A 19,201-nucleotide genomic window follows, 5' to 3' on the forward strand; every position below is an offset into this window, starting at 1 on the left:
GATAAAAAAGATGGCAGATGCCATCTTTTTTATGTTTCTATGCCATGTGATTTCATTTTAGCAGCGCGATAAGTAACACCAATTGATGCAATCATAATACAACCCAAAGCAACGGCTTGTAATAAGGTAATGTGTTCATTCAACAGTAACCAACCTGTCAATGCGCCTAATGCTGGTGACAAACTTGATAGCGTTCCATAAGACATTTTACTTAAATTCTTCAATGCCAATAAATCCAATGCATAGGGAATGGCTGTAGCCAAAAGCGCAATGACGATGGCTTGTGGCCAATATTCAAATTGAACTAATGCGTATGGATTATGAACCATACTGATCGGTAATAATGTCAACGCTGAGAGGACGATTGCAATGCTGAGAGCATGCATGCCGATATTCTGCCGAACGACTTTCTGTCCAAAATAAATATAGAATGCCCAACAAACGCCCGCACCAATGGCCATAGCAGCCCCAAGATATGAAAAGTTAGTCGCATTGGCATCTTGCCAAGGCACCATCAGTGCTACACCGAAAATTGCCAGGATGACCCAAATGTAATCACTTCGTTGTTGAATTGACAGTAAAGCCAAGGTGAGTGGTCCTAAGAACTCAAGTCCTACTGCAATCCCTTGCGGTAGTTTTCCTAATGATGCATAAAACAAGACATTCATCAAAGCGACTGAACCACTATAAAAGAGAAGATCTTTCCATTTTAAGTAAGGAAGGCGACGAAGAATTTTCCATGAACGGAACATCAATACAACCATAATTGATGCAAAGCATAGACGTAAAGTGACCACAGTAAATGGATCTAAAACTTCAAAAAGCTGCTTTGCGAAGGATGCACTAATTTGATAGGCGATCATGGATAAGACCATGAACAGCACGGCAGTGAGTTGAGCATTTGGCATTGGGAAAACGAAGCCGAATTAAAAAGAGTGAGACTGCTCAAATTTTAACATTATTATGATGACCACAGTGCTTCAATCCATCATGGAAAATGTAGTTTAAATTAAGTATGAGATCATTTTTGTTTGGCGTGTTGAGTGGTATAGGTGCAGCCAATTGAGGCACAAATGATGGTAAACAATGCTAGCCATTGATTCCATAACAATTGCTCACCCAAAAATACAAACCCAGATAATGCGGCAACAGCTGGTTCAATACTCATCAGGGTACCGAAACTTAATGTTGTTAGATTTCGTAGTGCAATCATTTCTAAAGTAAAGGGTAAAGCACTGGCGAGTATCGCTAAAGTGATGAATAACATTAGATGATTAATTTCAAATACGCTTGCTGGCAAGCCGATACTGAGGGCGATCGGCATGAGAATGATACTTCCAACAAACATGCCTAAACATACGGTGTGATTACCTGAAACTCCCGAAGGCCGCTGACCAGCAATAATATAAAGTGCCCAACATGCGCCAGCTGCCAACGCAAAAAATACACCAAGTAAATCCAAAGGTTGTTTGGCTTGGTCAAAGGGAAATAAAAGGATCAGTCCAATAATGGCCAAACTAACCCAAATAAAATCAAACTTTTGACGCGCATAATATAAGGCCACACTGAGTGGACCAATAAATTCAAATGAAACTGCTAAACCGAGTGGAAGACGATCAATGGCAAGATAGAACAACATATTCATGCCAGCTAATGCGACACCATAACTGACAATGGCTGTCCATTTAATTTGTTTAAATTGAATTTTCCAAACTTGAAAAATAAGCGCCAAAATCACAGCACTAAATGTCAGACGTAGAGCTGACACAGTAATGATCGGGAATTGTTCAAACAAAACTTTTGCTAATGAACCACTACTTTGTAGACTGATCATGGCGATCAATAACAAACCGAGTGCTTGTAACTGCGGGTTTATTTTTAACAAAGACATGGTTTTAAATGTATGGTGGTTAGATTAGAAAGGGATATCTTTCATCTAAGTTGGCGGAGCTAACGTCAACTCAGATGAGACACCATAAAAAAACCACAGCTCGAAAAAGCTGTGGTTTTCCAAACGTATTAGAGATTAGAACAATACGCGAGCGCGGATTGTACCTTCTACGTTATGAAGTGTATCAAGTGCTTCAGCAGAAGCTGTAGCATCAACATCCATGACTAAATAACCCACATCGCCTTTGGTCATAAGAGACTGACCAGAGATGTTAATGCCGTGTTCAGCAAACAGGTTGTTGATTTTAGACAACACGCCTGGAATATTTTTGTGAATGTGAAGTAAACGGTGTTTACCTTCAGTCAACGGAAGCGCAATTTCAGGGAAGTTAACTGCTGACAATGTCATACCTTTGTCAGAGTAAGCAACGAATTTCTCTGCAACTTCTAGACCGATGTTTGCTTGAGCTTCCATCGTAGAACCACCCACGTGCGGTGTTAAAATCACGTTCGGGATATTACGTAGTGGAGAAATAAACTCTTCACCGTTCGCTTTAGGCTCTTTCGGGAATACGTCAACAGCAGCACCAGCCAAATGACCTGATTTCAGAGCATCAGCTAAATCTTCAATTACTACACATGTACCACGTGCAGCATTGATGAAGATTGAACCTTGTTTCATCTGAGCAAATTGCTCTTTGGTCATGAAATTACGTGTAGAAGGAACATCTGGCACGTGTAGTGATACAACATCAGCATTGGCAAGAAGTTCGCCCATTGAGCCAACTTGGCGAGCATTACCTAAAGGTAATTTTGTTACTGTATCAAAGTAAATCACTTTCATACCCATGCTTTCAGCAAGTACAGAAAGTTGTGAACCAATTGAACCGTAACCCACAATACCTAAAGTTTTACCGCGTGTTTCAAATGAACCTACTGCAGATTTGTTCCAACCACCTGCATGTGTATCTGTAGATTTTTCAGGTACACGACGAAGGAGAAGAATAGCTTCAGCTAATACAAGTTCAGCAACAGAACGAGTATTTGAGTATGGTGCGTTGAACACTGGAATACCACGGCTCATCGCAGCATTCAAGTTCACTTGGTTTGTACCAATACAGAAACAACCGACCGCGATCAATTTATTCGCAGCTTCAAAAACTTCTTCAGTTAATTGTGTGCGCGAACGAATACCGATGAAGTGAGCATCTTTAATCGCTTCTTTCAGCGCTTCACCTTCAAGCGCAGTTTTACGATAGTCGATGTTGGTGTATCCAGCAGCATTCAAAGTGTCGATTGCGTTTTGGTGAACGCCTTCTAACAATAGGAAACGAATTTTATCTTTAGGCAAAGAGAGATGTTGGCTCATTACGGCTCCGCTACAAAGGCCAAATTTAGTGGCAGTATGATAGCATACGTGAGCGTGCTATATACATTTCCTTTATGACTTGAGCTATGGATATTTTTGCAAGATATAGTCCTTATCAGACAAACTGCGGTTGAATTAACTGCATCATATCTAAGTAACATTCGCAAAATGTCTGATTTTATCGGGGTTTCATGGGAAAATGCTTTATAATGCACAATCGTGAAATTGACTCATCCAGTCGAGGTGATATTTTCTTCACATTCGCTTAACAAATACGCTTTTAAAATCTTGATTAAAGGTTTGTTTTTTAAGCAATCTACAACTTGTATCTTTCTTGCTAGGTCTGCAAACGATGAATGCTCCAGTTGCTTTAACCCCAGAGTTATTGACTCAATTAACGTCAATTGTTGGTGAAAACCGTATCAAAACTGATGCGGACAGCCTACAAAATTGGGGACGCGATCACACTAAACATTTTGATCCAAACCCATCAGTCATCGTTTTTCCTTCGACGACTGAACAAGTTCAGGCAATTGTGAAACTAGCAAACCAATTTAATGTTGCTGTGACACCATCAGGTGGTCGTACTGGTCTTTCTGCAGGTGCTGTCGCTGCCAACGGTGAAATCGTGGTCAGCATGGATAAGATGAACCAAATTTTGGAATTCTTCCCAGCAGACCGTATGGTGCGTGTACAAGCAGGTGTGGTCACTGAGCAACTTCAGAACTATGCTGAAGAACAAGGTATGTATTATCCAGTTGATTTCGCTTCAGCTGGTTCATCACAAATCGGCGGTAACATCGGTACTAATGCAGGCGGTATTAAAGTCATTAAATACGGTATGACACGTAACTGGGTACTCGGTCTTACTGTGGTCACTGGTAAAGGTGATGTGCTGCGTTTAAACAAAGGCATGATCAAGAATGCGACAGGTTATGCGTTGCAACACTTATTTATTGGTGGTGAAGGTACGTTAGGCTTAGTGACCGAAGCGGAAATTAAACTTGAGCGTCAACCACAAGATTTGCAAGTGATGGTGCTCGGTGTACCTGACTTTGATGCCGTGATGCCAGTTCTTCACGCGTTCCAAGCGAAAATTGATTTAACTGCGTTCGAGTTCTTCGGTGAACTTGCGATGCAAAAAGTATTGGCAAATGGTCACGTGCAACGTCCATTTGAAACCGAATGCCCATTTTATGTATTGCTTGAGTTTGAAGCGCCATTTGAGCCAATTATGGACAAGGCAATGGAAATCTTTGAGCATTGTATGGAACAAGGTTGGGTACTTGATGGCGTGCTTAGTCAAAGCTTAGACCAAGTAGAAAGCTTATGGCGTCTGCGTGAAGATATTTCTGAGTCAATCGCACCATTTATCCCATACAAAAATGATATTTCAGTGCTCATCACACACGTACCTGCATTCATTAAAGAAATTGATGCAATTGTTGCTGACAATTATCCTGACTTTGAAATCTGCTGGTTTGGTCATATTGGCGATGGTAACTTGCACTTAAATATCTTAAAGCCTGAAAATTTAACCAAAGATGAATTCTTTGCGAAATGTCAGGTGGTGAACAAGTATGTATTTGATACTGTGAAAAAGTATGATGGTTCAATTTCTGCGGAACATGGTGTAGGTATGACGAAGAAGCCATATCTTGAGTACACACGTTCAGCTGAAGAAATTGAATATATGAAAGCGCTCAAACAAGTATTTGATCCAAATGGGATTATGAATCCAGGTAAATTATTTGATTTGTGAAACAAAATCTATCTATAAATAAGGTCTAAAAAACAGCATGCTTGTCATGCTGTTTTTTTATTTCATGAGAAATTTTAATGTTAAAAAGAATAATTTTTCTAAGTGCAATTGCACTTTCACTTAATGGATGTATAGGTCAAAAACAGTCGAATGAGATCAATACTAAAAATCATAATTCTGAAGCTGGTCAAGTAGAAACGTCGAAACAAAATGCCAATTCTGTTCAAAACTCTCCTTTAGATCAAGTGTATCGGAAAATTCAAAGCTTTGAAGATATGAGAACAGTAGATTTACAACAGGAATTCGATACACCTGAATCTGGAAAATCTCATGCAAAAGTAACTGTCACCTATGGTGGACTAGCGGATGACTCTGTTTCTGCACAACGTGAAACTTACCAATTTGAATACATCAATAGTGAGTGGAAAGAAATATCAAAAGATGAAACTTGGAAATGTGGTCGTGGACCAGATACTACAAACTTTCATAATAAATTATGCCCTTAAAAATTTACTTTCGAAATTTTCCATAAAATTGTTACGAGCGTCATTTGAACTGTTTAAATTCAAAAATGTAGCATCAATATGCTGCATTTTTTATTCGTATTTCTCGTTCTATTAATCATTTTTAATGAGCTTTAGAAAAAATAACATACATATCTGTTCTTTTTTGTCACAACAGTTCAGAACATCATATGTAAAAGATCAATGGCGAACTGAGTAAAACAATGATGATGAAAATAATGACCACAGTTGGTCTAGTTAGTATGATGCTCACGGGGTGTGCTACTACGAAAAATGTTATTTCTAAAGTACATGGGAATGACACTCCTTTAGAGCAAGTCTTGAAGCTACATCCTGAATTACGCAATGAGCTTGCGACTGTTGAATTACGTCAGTATTTTAATCGTGCCGAAGCACCGACCGTAGCCGAAGTCAAAGTGACACAAACAGGCTTGATGGATGACTCAATTGCTGCCGAGCGCTTTATCTATAGTTTTAAATTGAACGATGGTAAATGGCAGCAAGTTAATAAGAAAACGGAATACAAATGTGTGCGAGGAAAAAATACAAAATCTTTCCAAACTGCGCTTTGTCCATGACATCAGACCAGAAATTCGGTTTAAAAAGGCATAGTGAGTTATGCCTTTTTTATTGCATGCACTATTGAGTCGAATAAGGATGAGTAGACGAGAAGCGCCACTCACGATAGCAAATATAGCCCATCGCTAAAATGGGAAAAATCATACATAAGAAGCCAAACAACATATAAGTAATCGCACCTAATATTGCACCTGAACTGAAGGATAAAATAGTCGGTAAGATTTTTAGAATATTTTGTTTGGCAACTTGTTTGCGTTCTTCTGATACATGAGGCGCCCCATAAGCAATAGTAAAATCAATGGTTAGTTGAGCAAGATTGCCCGTCATTAAGGTTGAGGTAGCCATTGTAGATAGTAATGTTCGGATAATGGCATTTCGAATTCCCATTGCAGCAATGCCCAATGTTGCGGTAAGTATTGCGCCAAATTCAGCCAAAGTATAAAAGGGTCTGAAATTAAGTCCCGCCAGCATGAAGAGCGTTAACAGTATTGTCTCTGCAATAAAGAACCCCAGTAAGATGTTCGGATACTTGTCTTTCCAACGTTGTTCACACCACGCAGTAATACCAATCGTAACTACGAAAATGCCAATAAAAAGAGCCCACAGTCCTAATCCTCCCAAGATCGTTTCTTTGCCTGCAGTCACGATATAGCCAGTAACATGATTGGTATAAATGCCAAATAATGAAATAAATCCAACGGTATTTAGCCAACCACCGACGAGCGATAGAATCGAAGCTTCATGATGATGTCGCCAGCGATTTTTAATTGGTATGTAGCATTTTGACATAGTTCTAAAAGCTCAAGGTGTACTGAGAGATTACATCGACAAAACAAGTGTTTTATCGAGTCTGCAGATCCTTTGCTTTGTGGAATTAATCCACATGAACATTAAGTAATTAAAAGTTTCATATTGATCAGTGGTGAATGTTCAGATTAGATGATTTCTAACATTTTATATGTTTCAAATTGCATCAAATTTTGATGACAAAAATATTTCAATTGATAAAACACAACTGAAAGCATCATAAAATTAACGTAGAGGGAAATCTAAAACCGCATTAAACTAAAGTCATTCAATAAATAAGATAAAAAATGAAAACACTCGCTTTTATCCATCGTAACGACAGTCATTTTTCAGTTGGAGACTTTAATCCGGTCGTGTCTGTTTTTTCACACTATGAACTCGGAAATACAGTATCCCCATTTTTACTTCTCGATCATATTGGTCCCGGTATATTGAAACCCTCTCAACTGCGTAAAGGTGTTGAAGAGCATCCGCACCGTGGTTTTGAGACAGTCACGTTCGTGTATGAAGGTGAGTTAGAGCATTGGGATTCGCAAGGTGGTGGAGGTGTTATTCAGAAAGGTGATGTACAGTGGATGACTGCTGCATCAGGCATTATTCATAAAGAAAAATTTAGTGAGTCATTTTCCCGAGAAGGTGGACGATTTGAAATGATTCAGCTGTGGGTGAATTTGCCAGCAATTGCAAAAAAATCGAATCCGCGTTATCAAAGCTTACTCAAATCTAATATCCCGGTTGTAGAGTTAGCTCATGATGCGGGTACTGCGCGTGTCATTGCTGGAGCCTTTATGCAAGTGAAAGGACCAGCATTAGTCCATAGTCCTTTGCTGGTTTTGGATTTGGATTTAAAAGGAGGTCACACACTCACATTACCAGCAGGACATTTGGATACCACACTGATGTATATGCGCCGTGGTAAAGTTGAATTTGGTACAGATGATGAATTACTGACTGATCAGGGAATGGCGGTGTTTTCAAGTCATGGTGAAAATGTTGAATTCACCACATTGTCTGATAGCAAAATTTTATATCTCATGGGGCAGCCGCTGAACGAGCCTTTAGTCGGGCGTGGTTTTTATGTCATGAATACGCAAGATGAGATTGTTGAAGCGATTGAGGAAATGAAGCATGGTACTTTTTTGAAAAGTCATGCAATTGATGCCAAATGATGTCAATGTTTGGGTGAGAAATTGATTTACGATAAAGGCTAAATTTTCGTTTAATTTTCAGACTTTGTTTCGTAGTTCAGGGTTACAAAAACGCAAAACTTTGTCATGGCATTGTGATGCATTTCACGTAAACTACGCTTCCAAAAAATATTCAAACATGTGAAAAAAACATGCAAAAGGTGAGTAAAGCAACCTTAAGTCGGGCAACAATTATGTTTCCTTTGGCATTGGTGCTCTTCGAATTTTCAGTCTATATCTGTAATGATCTTGTACAACCTGCGATGCTTACGATTACACGTGAGTTTGGTGTAGGCAGTGAGTGGGCGCCATCATCCATGTCTTTCTTTTTATTGGGTGGAGCATCTTTGGCGTGGTTTTTAGGACCGTTATCAGATCGCTTAGGTCGTAAAAAAGTACTCCTTGGAGGTGTTTTCTTTTTTGTAGTCTGCTGTTTGCTCATTTTATTCACCCAGTCTATAGAGCAATTTCTTGCATTTCGTTTTTTACAAGGGATTGGGCTGACCATTATTTCAGCTGTGGGTTATGCTGCCATCCAAGAAATTTTTGAAGAAAGAGATGCGATTAAAGTCATGGCTTTAATGGCGAATATTTCATTGATCGCACCATTACTTGGTCCTGTGCTCGGCGCATTTATGATAGACCATGTGTCTTGGCATTGGGGTTTCATTGGGATTGCCTTTTTAGCAGCCTTAAGTTGGTTTGGTCTTAAAGCAAAAATGCCTGAGCAGCATTTGAGTATTCCAAAGCAACCATTAAGTTATGTATGGGATGATTTCAAAGCCATTTTTAAAAATAAAAAATTTATGGGCTTGGCTTTGTCAGTACCCATGGTCTCAATTCCACTGATTTTGTGGATCGCTATGTCACCTGTAATTTTGGTCGAACAGCTCGGTCTGACCAATATGCAATATGGCTATGCACAGGTGCCTGTATTGGGTGGTTTAATTATTGGAAATATTGTCCTGATTCGTGTTATTGATCGCTATGCAGTAGGAAAGACCGTGGTAGTTGCATTGCCGTTGATGTTAGTTGGAACGCTTATTGTTTTGGCAGGTGCGATTTGGCAGGATTATTTGTTATGGTGCTTAATTATCGGCATGACCTTAATCAGTTTTGGTGAGGGCTGTAGTTTTTCTGTGCTTTATCGTTTCAGTTTAGATGCTTCTGAGGTATCTAAAGGAACTGTTGCTGCCGCAGTAGGCATGATTATGATGATTGCATTCTTTGTTGTGATCGAAATTGTACGCATTATGTATGAATCCTATGGCACGATGGCATATGCATTGGCTTGTTTTATCCTTATTGCACTGTGGTTTAGTGCTCCAAGAAAAATTGTTCATCAGATCATGCAAGAAAGAGCCACTTCAGCATAAAAAAATCCTCCTTGTGGAGGATTTTTTAATCATTGTATTTGTTCGAGATGTTTGAGTTTACGATCAAAAATAAAAGGGGCAAAGGGTAGAACGGAAGCTATCAGCCCAAGAATAAATACATTGATAGACCACTTTTGCTTCTCGCATACCACAAATAATACGACTAAAAACAGCACAAATAGAACGCCATGTCCCATGCCAATATATTTCACATAAATAGGCTGATCTAACATATATTTCATTGGCATGGCAAAAAAGAGCAGTAGTAGGAATGAAATCCCTTCAAGTAAACCAATAATACGTAAGGACTTAATATTCATTCTCAAACCCCACAAAAGAAGACATCCTATTTTACCTAATCGTTGTTATAGCAAAGTTAGAATCTATGTGGACTAGATCGCATTGTTTAAGGGAAATATAATTTATAATAATCGTTTTTTATGATAGTAGATTTAAAAATAAGCTAATATGTCAATCATGTCTATAAAGATGAATATGAAGTGATACTCACAACATTTTATAGATCATCAGCGAAATAATAAAAGGACTAAGCTAGAGCTTAATCCTTTGATGAGTCTTGAGTGTAGCTTAGCGTATAACACCACATGCTACACGATCACCCCCACCACCTAGTGGTTTAGGTTGGTCTGAATAATTGTCACCACCTGCATGTACCATGATGGATAGACCTTGAATGTCTGCAAGTGTGAGACGTGGTGCAATCACTTGTGTTTTTGCATTACCTGACGCGTCAACATTTAACACTGGTAAGTCACCTAGATGACCATCGTTTGGCGTACCATGCCCAGGCGCTTGATTTGGATTGTAATGTCCACCAGCGGCAAGCGCAGCACCCATTTTGCCATCTTTTTCAGCAGGTTCACATGAGCCTTTTTCATGGATATGGAACCCGTGATATCCAGGTGATAATTTAGTTAAGTCCGTTGTGATCACAAGACCTTTGTCACCATCTTGGAAGCTAATCGTTCCAATTTGATCATGAACTCCTTGAGCACTCACCACATTTACAGGAATGGTTTGGATTTTAGAGTTGGATTCTTTGGATGCAGATGTATTTTGCGTTGCTGCACATCCCACAAAGCCTAAACTCAGCAATGCACTGAGCATAGAAACTTTGAATGCTGAAACTTTCGATTGCATTTGCATGCTGTTCTATCCTTGTTCCATGTAAGTGATAACGCATTGAAACAAATTTGGCATTTAGCAACAAGAACGATTTAAGTATTTGATTGTATAGATTTCTTATCAGTAAAAATAAAACACCACTTATGAGAGTGGTGTTTCATTGTCTTGATCGTAGGCCATCGTGGCTTTAGGCACGGGTTCTGGTTCCAGTGTTTCATGTAACCATTCACGCCAAATGGCTAAAAGAATGGCGAGAATTACAGGACCAATAAAGAGTCCAACTAAACCAAAGCTCGCTAAACCACCCAATACACCAAACATGATCAATAAGAACGGAATTTGAGTAGCACCTGAAATGACCAAAGGACGAATGACATTATCGGCTGTACTCACGACACAAACGCCCCAAGCCATTACGCCAATCGCCTCAACGGTCTGACCTTGTGAAAATAACCACAGTGAAACAGCACCATATGCCACTGGAGGACCAAAAGGAATTAGCGCCATGATAAAGGTCATAATGGTTAAAAGCATTGGATTTGGAACACCAGCAACGTAATAGCTGACTCCTGCCAATATCGACTGTGCAACGGCAGTCAAACCAACACCATATACCACTGCACGCGTTGTTTCAGAGATCGTGTCGATATAATGTTGGATACGTGGACCAATGACTTTCTCCATCGCTTTACTGACCTGTTGAACAATCGTTTGTCCATCACGGTAAAAGAAAAAGAGAGAGAGCATGGCAAAACCAAGTTTGACTAAATTTTTGGTAATTTCGCTAATCACGAATTTACCGTAATTTAGATGTCCTTGAATCCATACACTAATATTACTAAAAAGTGCATTTGGGTCGGCATTGATGTCACGTACAATTCGAGAAACTTCTTTACCTACAATGGGTAACTCACGTATCACGTCAGGAACGGTGATATGACCAGAAGCCAGTTGGCGCTGTAAATCAAAGAATAAGTTTCGGCCTTCATGTTGAAGTAAGAAGATAGCAAAGGTGAACGGTAAACCGACAACGAGTGCCAATAAGAACGTCATAACAGACGCACCCAATGTAGGTCGATTACCACACCAAGCGAGAATACGTTTGTATAAAGGCCAAGTCATATAGGCGATAATACAAGCCCATAACACAGGTACGATAAAGTATTTGACAATGTCATATCCCAAATAAAGCAGAATAAAAAACAAGCCAAATAAAAGTACACGCTGTAAAGTTGGGTTAAAATCTTGCACTAAAGTCTCTGATCTATATTCTTGATTTTCACACGTATCTGCCGCACATCTGATTCATTTCGAGTATGCATTTAACATCATATATGAAAATGAAAAAAAAGTGCGATGACAATCTGTATTCTTTATTTAGAACCAATCACTTGGATCATCAATTAAAACATCTAACAAGGGTTGCCATTGTTGTTGTATTGATAAATAAGTTTTTTGATTTTTATCAAAAATGTTGAGACCCTGCATCGCCAATTGACCATAAGCTGTTCGTTCAGAAATCCAAGCAACAGGTTGTTGATCAATCTTGGCAAAGAACTGTTGGATCTCTTGAGCACTCTGACTATTTGGTTTGACACGATTTGCCACCAAATGAACTTGAACTTTACCTTTCCGAATACGTTTAATGTCATGGATGTGTTTTAAGAAGCGACGCGTGCTGTCGATATCAAAAAAAGAAGGTTGCAGAGGTGTGACCACTGCATGACATTCTGCAATTAATTGTTCAGCGTGTTCACCTGTTAATGCACCTGGAGCATCAATAATCAGATAATCAAGATTCTTCGGTGCATCACCAATCGATTTTTCATGGCGCCAATCTAAACTTTGAATGTGTGTTGCTGATTCTGGGCGCTGCTTTAACCATTGTAATGCAGATTTTTGATTGTCCGCATCCGCCAATGCAACTTTATAACCTTTCTGTGCGAGTGCTGTCGCCAGCGTAATCGCAGAAATTGTTTTTCCACAGCCACCTTTTTGGTTGGCAATCAGTATCGTTTTCATGAGTTTAAAATTATACATGCTTCAAATAAGGTCTAATCTTAGCTTAGCATTAAAATCAGCCAAAACGCGCATACATGACAAAAGTTTAGTTCTTGTTTAAATTGTCCGCATAACAAGTCATAGAGAACGTCAATGCCCATTTGGATGTCAATGTTAATAGGCGCCTGTATTGGCGTGGTAATCACCACAATGATGTTGAGCTCAACCCGCAATGGCCGTATCAAAGCAGAATATGAACAATATATTGCAGAGCTTGAACTTGAGCATCAACACGCATTAGCTGCTGCTCAAAAACGCAGTGTAAATACCAGTCGTGCGGTACTGAAAGGTAAAATGGCTGAACAATTAGCACCGATTATGCCAGAATTTCAATATTTACCCAGTGATGCTAAATTCTTAGGTGATCCTGTCGACTATGTGGTATTTGATGGATATACAGATTTCCGTGATGGTGATGGCGCGGCAGAAGATATTGAAATTGTACTGATTGATATTAAAAGTGGTGGAGCACGGCTCACCAAAGGTCAGACGGCAATTGCGAATGCAATTGCCGAAGGGCGTGTGCGTTTTGAGACGATCCGTATCGACTTTCAAGACTAACTTGGATTACTCATCCACTACGTAGAAGTGATCAGTTGGTTTTAGTCGCTCGAGCAAGCATCATGCGACGACCTACTTTGGGCACTTCTTCTGCTTTGAAATAATCGAGTTCAGAAATCTCAAAGCCAGCATCAAGCAGTGCTTGCTCGATATTTCTGTTCAAATGACAACCATCAGCAATCACTTTCTGTACAGGCGTTAAAAGATCTTGAAGACGCTTTAAACTCTTTTGCTGTTGTGCATCGTAAGCAACATGTTCAACCAAATGCAAAGTACCGCCGATGCGTAATACACGTTTAATTTCATGTAGAACTTGTTGAACATGACTTACACTACACAATGTCCATGTACTGACCACATGTTGAATAGATTGATCTTCAAATGGTAAATTTTCCGCTTTAGCATGAATATGTTCCACATGGAACGGTGCATCTTGAATACGTTGTTCAGCTAATTTGTATACATCTAGGCTCGGTTCAAGCGCATAGAGACTGTCCACAGCTTGATAAAATGGCAGGTTAATTCCTGTACCAAAACCGATTTCTAATACCTCACCTTGAATCGGAAGCAGAAGACGGCGTCTGCTATCCATCATACTTGGTAACTGCATGACTTGATTCAGAATATGCGGGAATACTCGTTGCTGATAAAATTTATAAATCATTTTTGTTCTTAACATCTTCCATTATTCGATTATTTTACACGTTCAATAAACTTTTAACAGTAGACAAAATTGTGACTAAAGCACGATAGATTGTTACTGTTCATCAATTTCCTTTTCAGAATGAAGTTTTAAGATAGATCATATAGATTTAGGTTAAATACAATTCAGTCGGATGTTGTCCATAGTAGATGTATGTGCTGCTGTTGAGTTGTTTTTGACACTTAGAAAGAAGGATGGATGTCTGTTGAAAAAGTTAGTTCTCGCATTATGTATCGCCCTTGGTGGTGTTTCGGCTTATAGCTCTGCCAGTGTGAAGTCGAGCGACTTTAATATTGCCAATGGTTTACCCCCAGCTTCGGCAGATCAAAAAATTTCGGTATTGGAACCTTTTGAAGGGGAATTTCGTATTCTTGGTTCGAAAGAATATACCGATGATCCGCAAGCCCAATTTTCACCCATCGACTATGCAGTGACCCGCGGTATTTTCACAGAACCTGAAATTGCACGACAAATTTCGATTAATCAGTATGACCGCTATTTAAATTGGAAAATGGCAAAACCACCGATTCACCCACGCTTAGCAACACAGTTGGTGAGTAACATGCACATTATCCCGGCTAATCCACAAATTGCGAAAGAAATTAAGAAAGTTCAACGTGGTGATCTGGTGCGCCTAGAAGGGGAATTGGTGCAAATCAATGCCAAAGATTTGGTGTGGAAGTCAGCTTTGGATTGGAATGGTATCGGCGATGGTGCATGCAAATTAATTCGTGTCGAATCAATTGAATGGTTAGAAAAGCGAAATATTTAAATATGATTTGAGATTGATGAGTTTGAAATGATTTTCAGCTCAAAGTTTTGATCATTAGATAAATGAGAGTGTGGGATCATGAGCGTTGGCAAGACATCCTTATGGATAAGTTTATGTATTGGCGTACTCGGGAGTAGTCTTGCCGCATGTCAAAATCCAGTCTCTGAAGTGCAAGCGGAGTCCCATCACTATACTGATCAGCAAAATTGTCCTGCACTATTGGTGATGAAAGTGGGTGAAACCTTAGAATTTAATGCAGCAGAAAATCCAAGTACGGGTTATCAATGGCAAATTATGCAACCGCTTCATCTCTTTAAAGTTGAAGAACAATATTTGGCGACTGAAAAATCAAAAGCGATGGTAGGCGTTGGAGGTGAAAAGACAGTGAAGCTGACTGCGCTAAAGCCTGGTCAGGAACTCATTGAATTGGCGTATGTGCGACCTTGGGAAGTTGCTCAAGACCGTACTCAAACAGATGCCCCAACATCGTGGCAATGTCGAGTACGTATTTCTTAAGCAGGCAGAAGACTGTTTCTAAAATTGTGTTGTACTTTTACTATGTACGCTATTGTTCTTTCGTGACACTAGTATTTTGACTCCAATGTTGGAGTTGGGCTTTCGCAGTATAATAATCACTCATATTTCGAATTGCATCTTTAGGATTTCGAAGTTCATCTTCGGGAGACTGTTCGAGCTCTTGATAGACCTCAATCTGATTTTCCCAGTATTGATAAAATAAGCCTTGAATATATCTACCTTGTTCCGTCTTAAGATCTAATTCTTTCAACATATTGAGGGAGGACTGAATGAGATCTCGTTTACGCTGAAACTCCATATCCGCATTTAAATTGCCATCTGCTTTTAATTGCTGAAGTTCTGCGTCTAGCTCATCACTTAATTGCTCAAAACTTTGATCATATTGATTCAGCAAAGCAACGTCATGTGCGTCATTTGGAGTGGATTCAAACGATTTGATCGGCTGTGCTTCAATTTGTGTTTTCAATTCAACAGATGGATCAACGGATTCTTTTTGTTCGGTCTGAGGGTTTTGTTCTGTTTTTTGGCATCCAATGAGCATGAAAGGCATACTCAAGCAGAGTGCAAATATCGAAAGTCGAATAGGGTGAAGATTTGCCGTCATGAGAGTCAATCCTCTGTTGGTTTTTTTAATGAATGATCGAGATTAAGTTTAGTTTATCGCGCACGATAGTGATAGGCATAAGTGATATAAGGAAAGGAAACTTCATCATGGAGCATGAGTCCCGTATGTTCAAATACTATCGATTCAAATGCTGTCTTCATTTTTGCTTGGTCTGCCGCTGACATTGCCGCAATAAAACTGGTAGATAAGAGTCGTTTGCTGATGACCTGTTCAACACTGCCGACTTGATGCTGAGTGAAGGTGCTTAAACTTTGGAATTCAAATAATTCTTGCTGCTGAAATACATTTTGCCATTGGTTGCTATGAAAGCGTGGCGTATCGGACTCAAAAGGTGCGATGTAATCTGCCAATGCTTTGACCCAATCCACTGAGATATCTCGTTGGTTCCAGACTAGACCTAAATGCCCTTGGGGTTTAAGAAGGCGATGCATTTCTTGCAATGTTTGTCGTTCAGCAAACCAATGAAATGACTGTGCGCATAAAATAGCATCAACACTATGCGTTGATTGCGCAATTTGATGGCTTGATGCTTGTAGTGTCTTCACCTCAGGATGTACTATTTTCAATTGTTCGAGCATTGCTGGAATCGGTTCAACGGCGATTATGTTCGAGGTGACTTGTTTTAGATAGTGCAGGAATTTTCCTGTCCCTGAACCTAAGTCAATCGCAACTGCATCAGGATGAAGATTCAATTCATCTTTCAACCACGTGACGATAGCCTGTGGATAATTTGGTCGGACTTGTTGATAAAGTTCAGCCGCAGAACTAAACCCATTTTCAGCAGCAGGATGAAGTGAATGTGTCATATTTTGCGCTTTTTAATCTGAACAGTATCTATAAAATATGACACCGACAATGTGATGTAAGCAAGTGAACGATTGATTCATTTTGCAAACCAGATGATGAGAACCCTTTTTTGGAATTGCAATGGATAAGCAAATAGTATTTGAAGACGAACACATCAGAGCAATTTATTTAAAAGGAACAACAGAAACATTGGTTCTCTCTTTTGGTGACTTGATCAGTCGTGCCAAAGGCAATGCCATTAATGCTGAAAAATCCTTAGCCAAATATGACTACAATGTCATAGGTATCATGCCAAAACAAAAGTCATGGTTCCCATCACAGAGCATGCACGCTTTAATCGAGCAAATATCACCTTTGTTGAATCAATTTCAGCGTGTCGTGGCTTATGGTGGTTCTATGGGCGGCTACGCAGCGATTAAGTACAGTAAGCTATTGGGCGCAGCACGTGTGATCTCTATGGTGCCACAATATTCAATTAATCCTGCTGAAATCGAAGACCGCCGTTATACTGATTTTTACGATCCTAACGTCAATGCTGACATGCAAATTGACGCGACAGATATTGCGTCCGATGCAGAATATATCGTGGTTTATGATCCTTACTTTGATCTGGATCGCGAGCACTATGAAAAGATTAAGCCACTTATTCCTCAACTCAATACACTACATTTACCTTATACAGGCCATGATGCGGTTGCTGTATTAGCAAATTCTGCGTTATTGCATGATTTTATTGAACATGAATTTGATGCAACCTACTTTTATCGCCAGATTCGAGCAGTTAAAAAGAACAGTAAATTTTACTATCGAAGCGTGATCGCACATCTGCTTGGCACTCACAATGAAGCATTGGGAAATATTTTAAAAACCATCGATTTACAACTAGACAGTAGCTTTTTTGATGCCAGTCTTAAACAGACGATTACCCGTATTTTGCTGACCAATAAACGAGTTGATGAGCAAGATCTACAAAAGCTCGGTATTTCGATTCATTTGCCGTTTGAAAATAAAACACAACTTCATGACAGCTTTGGCAAAGTGTTGGTCTTTAACGTGATCACCCAAAAACTAGAAAGCTATGAACAACATGTGATTGATATTAATGGTAAATATATTATTCCATTACATGTGGAAAGTACTGGATTGGCCCAGATTGAAATTAAAAAACAGCACTATCTCATTTGTATGAATGATCGCCGTGTCACCAAATTGATCAAAATGGATGATGCGCTCAGTGCGGATATGAGCCCTTTGATTGTGAAAAAGGGCGAAGGTTTCTTTAGCATCAGTTATAAGCATCTCTATATGCACTGCGATGAGTTAGGAAACTGTATTTTTGAATCAGATACTGTTGGTGAAGCAGAAAAATTTTCAGTGGAGTAAGGCTGAATTTTTCATAGTTATTGATCAAAGCGCTTCGGCGCTTTTTTTATCTTTAAGTAAAAAAGATAGAGTGTGTGATAGGTCTCAATCTGTCATAAAAAGTGATATTGTTTAAAATTTACCCGTGTTTATTTTGTAACGAAAGCGACGGAATGACTCTGTTTCGTTGCTAAGATCAGGCAATATATAACGAATTTGAATGATTCAAATGATGATGTATTCATGAATATCGGAATATTCATGCATCTTTCACGTGTCTACTTGAGCACAAAAAAACCCATATAAATGGAATTTAGGTGGGACAAATGAATAAAAAGAAAATTGCAAAAACTGAAACAGGAATGAATCCTCCAAAACAATCGCGTACACATCGTCGTGTTATGCAGGTGATTCAAACCGCTGAAAAACTTTTAGTTAAAATGGGCTTAGAGTCAATTTCAATTCCTGAAATTGCCAATGCTTCAAACATTCCAAGAGCGAGTATTTATCAGTTCTTTCCGACAAAATATGATCTGTTGCATCATATGGCACAGTTGCATTTGCAGAAACTAGTAAGCTTGCTCAAGGAAGCTGGTTTAAACGTCATACGCGAACATCCGCACGAAAGTATGGCGGCTTATGGTCGAATGGTGGCTGCAGCTGTGATTGAAACCACTGCCAAGTTTTATAATGAATCTGCTGTGGCACGATTATTAATATTGTCAGGTCCACTGAACCGACAAGTGTATTTACGTCATCAAATGGAACTCAAACAGTTCAGTCAAGATTTAAGAGATGCACTTAAAGCAATTCGGGTAGATGATTATTTACCGCAACAACCTGACAGTATGTTGATCATTATTGAAATGATCTTTACTTGTATGAAACATGGTTATTACACAGAAGATCGGATTTCTGAACGTATTTGTGAAGAGGCGTATCGTTTGGCGACTGCATATTTAAATGCACTAAAAGAAGATCAATTTTCCCTAAAAGCACAGCGTGCAGCAACGACGCAATCTGAGACAAAAAACCAGTCAAATCAACTATTGTTGACTTACAATTAAGCTTACAATCAGTTGAATTATCATGAAAATCTTGCAGTCGAAATGCAGATCAATATTGCTGAGGTT

General features: G+C 39.2%; 21 protein-coding genes. 10 read left to right on the forward strand and 11 right to left on the reverse strand.

Annotation, left to right across the window (positions count from 1 at the left end):
• Positions 1–29 precede the first annotated feature (29 nt).
• From AC1M9A_RS08915 to serA, 3 genes are all read right to left on the reverse strand, one after another.
• Complete coding sequence (locus AC1M9A_RS08915; protein WP_481610053.1) at positions 30–908, reverse strand: EamA family transporter; 879 nt, start codon at positions 906–908, stop codon at positions 30–32.
• 113 nt (positions 909–1,021) lie between these two features.
• Entirely contained in the window at positions 1,022–1,891 is an 870-nt protein-coding gene (locus AC1M9A_RS08920; RefSeq protein ID WP_481610054.1) for an EamA family transporter, read from the reverse strand.
• 135 nt (positions 1,892–2,026) lie between these two features.
• Positions 2,027–3,259, reverse strand: coding sequence for a phosphoglycerate dehydrogenase (gene serA / locus AC1M9A_RS08925; protein ID WP_035264273.1), 1,233 nt, complete (start codon positions 3,257–3,259; stop codon positions 2,027–2,029).
• 352 nt (positions 3,260–3,611) lie between these two features.
• Here serA and AC1M9A_RS08930 point away from each other — a divergent pair, with 352 nt between their 5' ends.
• The 3 genes from AC1M9A_RS08930 to AC1M9A_RS08940 all read left to right on the forward strand — a co-directional run bounded on the left by AC1M9A_RS08930 (position 3,612) and on the right by AC1M9A_RS08940 (position 6,123).
• Positions 3,612–5,021: an FAD-binding oxidoreductase gene (locus AC1M9A_RS08930; protein ID WP_180028909.1), complete on the forward strand. Its 1,410-nt coding sequence runs from the start codon at positions 3,612–3,614 to the stop codon at positions 5,019–5,021.
• A gap of 77 nt (positions 5,022–5,098) precedes the next feature.
• A complete protein-coding gene (locus AC1M9A_RS08935; protein WP_481592256.1) occupies positions 5,099–5,527 on the forward strand; it encodes a hypothetical protein in 429 nt (142 codons plus the stop codon).
• A 236-nt stretch (positions 5,528–5,763) separates the two neighbouring features.
• Entirely contained in the window at positions 5,764–6,123 is a 360-nt protein-coding gene (locus AC1M9A_RS08940) for a hypothetical protein (RefSeq protein ID WP_228133217.1), read from the forward strand.
• A 61-nt stretch (positions 6,124–6,184) separates the two neighbouring features.
• On the opposite strand, the gene AC1M9A_RS08945 is transcribed toward AC1M9A_RS08940, so the two are convergent.
• Positions 6,185–6,913 (reverse strand): YoaK family protein, encoded by a 729-nt coding sequence (locus AC1M9A_RS08945; protein WP_481610055.1) that lies wholly within the window; start codon positions 6,911–6,913, stop codon positions 6,185–6,187.
• A 305-nt stretch (positions 6,914–7,218) separates the two neighbouring features.
• Between AC1M9A_RS08945 and AC1M9A_RS08950 the strand changes: the two genes are divergently transcribed.
• A complete protein-coding gene (locus AC1M9A_RS08950; protein ID WP_481592255.1) occupies positions 7,219–8,100 on the forward strand; it encodes a pirin family protein in 882 nt (293 codons plus the stop codon).
• A gap of 170 nt (positions 8,101–8,270) precedes the next feature.
• Complete coding sequence (craA, locus tag AC1M9A_RS08955; protein WP_035264265.1) at positions 8,271–9,494, forward strand: chloramphenicol efflux MFS transporter CraA; 1,224 nt, start codon at positions 8,271–8,273, stop codon at positions 9,492–9,494.
• Between the two features lie 29 nt (positions 9,495–9,523).
• On the opposite strand, the gene AC1M9A_RS08960 is transcribed toward craA, so the two are convergent.
• The 4 genes from AC1M9A_RS08960 to AC1M9A_RS08975 all read right to left on the reverse strand — a co-directional run bounded on the left by AC1M9A_RS08960 (position 9,524) and on the right by AC1M9A_RS08975 (position 12,662).
• A complete protein-coding gene (locus tag AC1M9A_RS08960) occupies positions 9,524–9,814 on the reverse strand; it encodes a DUF3817 domain-containing protein (protein WP_179998758.1) in 291 nt (96 codons plus the stop codon).
• Positions 9,815–10,082: 268 nt separating this feature from the next.
• Positions 10,083–10,661: a superoxide dismutase [Cu-Zn] SodC gene (sodC, locus tag AC1M9A_RS08965; protein ID WP_481610056.1), complete on the reverse strand. Its 579-nt coding sequence runs from the start codon at positions 10,659–10,661 to the stop codon at positions 10,083–10,085.
• Between the two features lie 120 nt (positions 10,662–10,781).
• Positions 10,782–11,891 (reverse strand): AI-2E family transporter, encoded by a 1,110-nt coding sequence (locus AC1M9A_RS08970; protein ID WP_481610057.1) that lies wholly within the window; start codon positions 11,889–11,891, stop codon positions 10,782–10,784.
• A 126-nt stretch (positions 11,892–12,017) separates the two neighbouring features.
• Positions 12,018–12,662, reverse strand: coding sequence for a ParA family protein (locus AC1M9A_RS08975; protein ID WP_180028902.1), 645 nt, complete (start codon positions 12,660–12,662; stop codon positions 12,018–12,020).
• A gap of 132 nt (positions 12,663–12,794) precedes the next feature.
• Between AC1M9A_RS08975 and AC1M9A_RS08980 the strand changes: the two genes are divergently transcribed.
• Positions 12,795–13,262 carry a Holliday junction resolvase-like protein gene (locus AC1M9A_RS08980; RefSeq protein WP_481610058.1) on the forward strand — a complete coding sequence of 156 codons (468 nt, stop codon included), beginning with the start codon at positions 12,795–12,797 and terminating at the stop codon, positions 13,260–13,262.
• A gap of 31 nt (positions 13,263–13,293) precedes the next feature.
• Here the strand turns inward: AC1M9A_RS08980 and AC1M9A_RS08985 are convergent, their stop codons facing one another.
• Entirely contained in the window at positions 13,294–13,926 is a 633-nt protein-coding gene (locus tag AC1M9A_RS08985) for a class I SAM-dependent methyltransferase (RefSeq protein ID WP_481610059.1), read from the reverse strand.
• Positions 13,927–14,167: 241 nt separating this feature from the next.
• On the opposite strand from AC1M9A_RS08985, the gene AC1M9A_RS08990 reads away from it, so the two are divergent.
• Positions 14,168–14,737, forward strand: a complete 570-nt coding sequence (locus AC1M9A_RS08990; RefSeq protein WP_481610083.1) for a hypothetical protein — start codon at positions 14,168–14,170, stop codon at positions 14,735–14,737.
• Between the two features lie 78 nt (positions 14,738–14,815).
• The gene (locus AC1M9A_RS08995) at positions 14,816–15,253 is read left to right on the forward strand and encodes a protease inhibitor I42 family protein (RefSeq protein ID WP_180028899.1); all 438 of its coding nucleotides are present in this window, start codon (positions 14,816–14,818) and stop codon (positions 15,251–15,253) included.
• Between the two features lie 49 nt (positions 15,254–15,302).
• Here the strand turns inward: AC1M9A_RS08995 and AC1M9A_RS09000 are convergent, their stop codons facing one another.
• Positions 15,303–15,878: a hypothetical protein gene (locus tag AC1M9A_RS09000; protein WP_481592251.1), complete on the reverse strand. Its 576-nt coding sequence runs from the start codon at positions 15,876–15,878 to the stop codon at positions 15,303–15,305.
• 53 nt (positions 15,879–15,931) lie between these two features.
• Entirely contained in the window at positions 15,932–16,705 is a 774-nt protein-coding gene (locus tag AC1M9A_RS09005) for a class I SAM-dependent methyltransferase (protein WP_481610060.1), read from the reverse strand.
• A 121-nt stretch (positions 16,706–16,826) separates the two neighbouring features.
• Here AC1M9A_RS09005 and AC1M9A_RS09010 point away from each other — a divergent pair, with 121 nt between their 5' ends.
• On the forward strand, positions 16,827–18,089 hold the full coding sequence (locus AC1M9A_RS09010; RefSeq protein WP_481610061.1) for a hypothetical protein: 1,263 nt from the start codon (positions 16,827–16,829) through the stop codon (positions 18,087–18,089).
• Between the two features lie 305 nt (positions 18,090–18,394).
• Positions 18,395–19,135, forward strand: a complete 741-nt coding sequence (locus AC1M9A_RS09015; protein WP_092766779.1) for a TetR/AcrR family transcriptional regulator — start codon at positions 18,395–18,397, stop codon at positions 19,133–19,135.
• Positions 19,136–19,201: the final 66 nt, after the last annotated feature.

This window comes from Acinetobacter sp. ANC_7634 (assembly GCF_056779875.1).

What these genes read in the sequence shown, in the direction of transcription:
- AC1M9A_RS08915 (WP_481610053.1), bottom strand. Translation starts at nt 908, where the DNA reads ATGCCAAATGCTCAACTCACTGCCGTGCTGTTCATGGTCTTATCCATG.
- AC1M9A_RS08920 (WP_481610054.1), bottom strand. Translation starts at nt 1,891, where the DNA reads ATGTCTTTGTTAAAAATAAACCCGCAGTTACAAGCACTCGGTTTGTTA.
- serA (WP_035264273.1), bottom strand. Translation starts at nt 3,259, where the DNA reads ATGAGCCAACATCTCTCTTTGCCTAAAGATAAAATTCGTTTCCTATTG.
- AC1M9A_RS08930 (WP_180028909.1), top strand. Translation starts at nt 3,612, where the DNA reads ATGAATGCTCCAGTTGCTTTAACCCCAGAGTTATTGACTCAATTAACG.
- AC1M9A_RS08935 (WP_481592256.1), top strand. Translation starts at nt 5,099, where the DNA reads ATGTTAAAAAGAATAATTTTTCTAAGTGCAATTGCACTTTCACTTAAT.
- AC1M9A_RS08940 (WP_228133217.1), top strand. Translation starts at nt 5,764, where the DNA reads ATGACCACAGTTGGTCTAGTTAGTATGATGCTCACGGGGTGTGCTACT.
- AC1M9A_RS08945 (WP_481610055.1), bottom strand. Translation starts at nt 6,913, where the DNA reads ATGTCAAAATGCTACATACCAATTAAAAATCGCTGGCGACATCATCAT.
- AC1M9A_RS08950 (WP_481592255.1), top strand. Translation starts at nt 7,219, where the DNA reads ATGAAAACACTCGCTTTTATCCATCGTAACGACAGTCATTTTTCAGTT.
- craA (WP_035264265.1), top strand. Translation starts at nt 8,271, where the DNA reads ATGCAAAAGGTGAGTAAAGCAACCTTAAGTCGGGCAACAATTATGTTT.
- AC1M9A_RS08960 (WP_179998758.1), bottom strand. Translation starts at nt 9,814, where the DNA reads ATGAATATTAAGTCCTTACGTATTATTGGTTTACTTGAAGGGATTTCA.
- sodC (WP_481610056.1), bottom strand. Translation starts at nt 10,661, where the DNA reads ATGCAAATGCAATCGAAAGTTTCAGCATTCAAAGTTTCTATGCTCAGT.
- AC1M9A_RS08975 (WP_180028902.1), bottom strand. Translation starts at nt 12,662, where the DNA reads ATGAAAACGATACTGATTGCCAACCAAAAAGGTGGCTGTGGAAAAACA.
- AC1M9A_RS08980 (WP_481610058.1), top strand. Translation starts at nt 12,795, where the DNA reads ATGCCCATTTGGATGTCAATGTTAATAGGCGCCTGTATTGGCGTGGTA.
- AC1M9A_RS08985 (WP_481610059.1), bottom strand. Translation starts at nt 13,926, where the DNA reads ATGATTTATAAATTTTATCAGCAACGAGTATTCCCGCATATTCTGAAT.
- AC1M9A_RS08995 (WP_180028899.1), top strand. Translation starts at nt 14,816, where the DNA reads ATGAGCGTTGGCAAGACATCCTTATGGATAAGTTTATGTATTGGCGTA.
- AC1M9A_RS09000 (WP_481592251.1), bottom strand. Translation starts at nt 15,878, where the DNA reads ATGACGGCAAATCTTCACCCTATTCGACTTTCGATATTTGCACTCTGC.
- AC1M9A_RS09005 (WP_481610060.1), bottom strand. Translation starts at nt 16,705, where the DNA reads ATGACACATTCACTTCATCCTGCTGCTGAAAATGGGTTTAGTTCTGCG.
- AC1M9A_RS09010 (WP_481610061.1), top strand. Translation starts at nt 16,827, where the DNA reads ATGGATAAGCAAATAGTATTTGAAGACGAACACATCAGAGCAATTTAT.
- AC1M9A_RS09015 (WP_092766779.1), top strand. Translation starts at nt 18,395, where the DNA reads ATGAATAAAAAGAAAATTGCAAAAACTGAAACAGGAATGAATCCTCCA.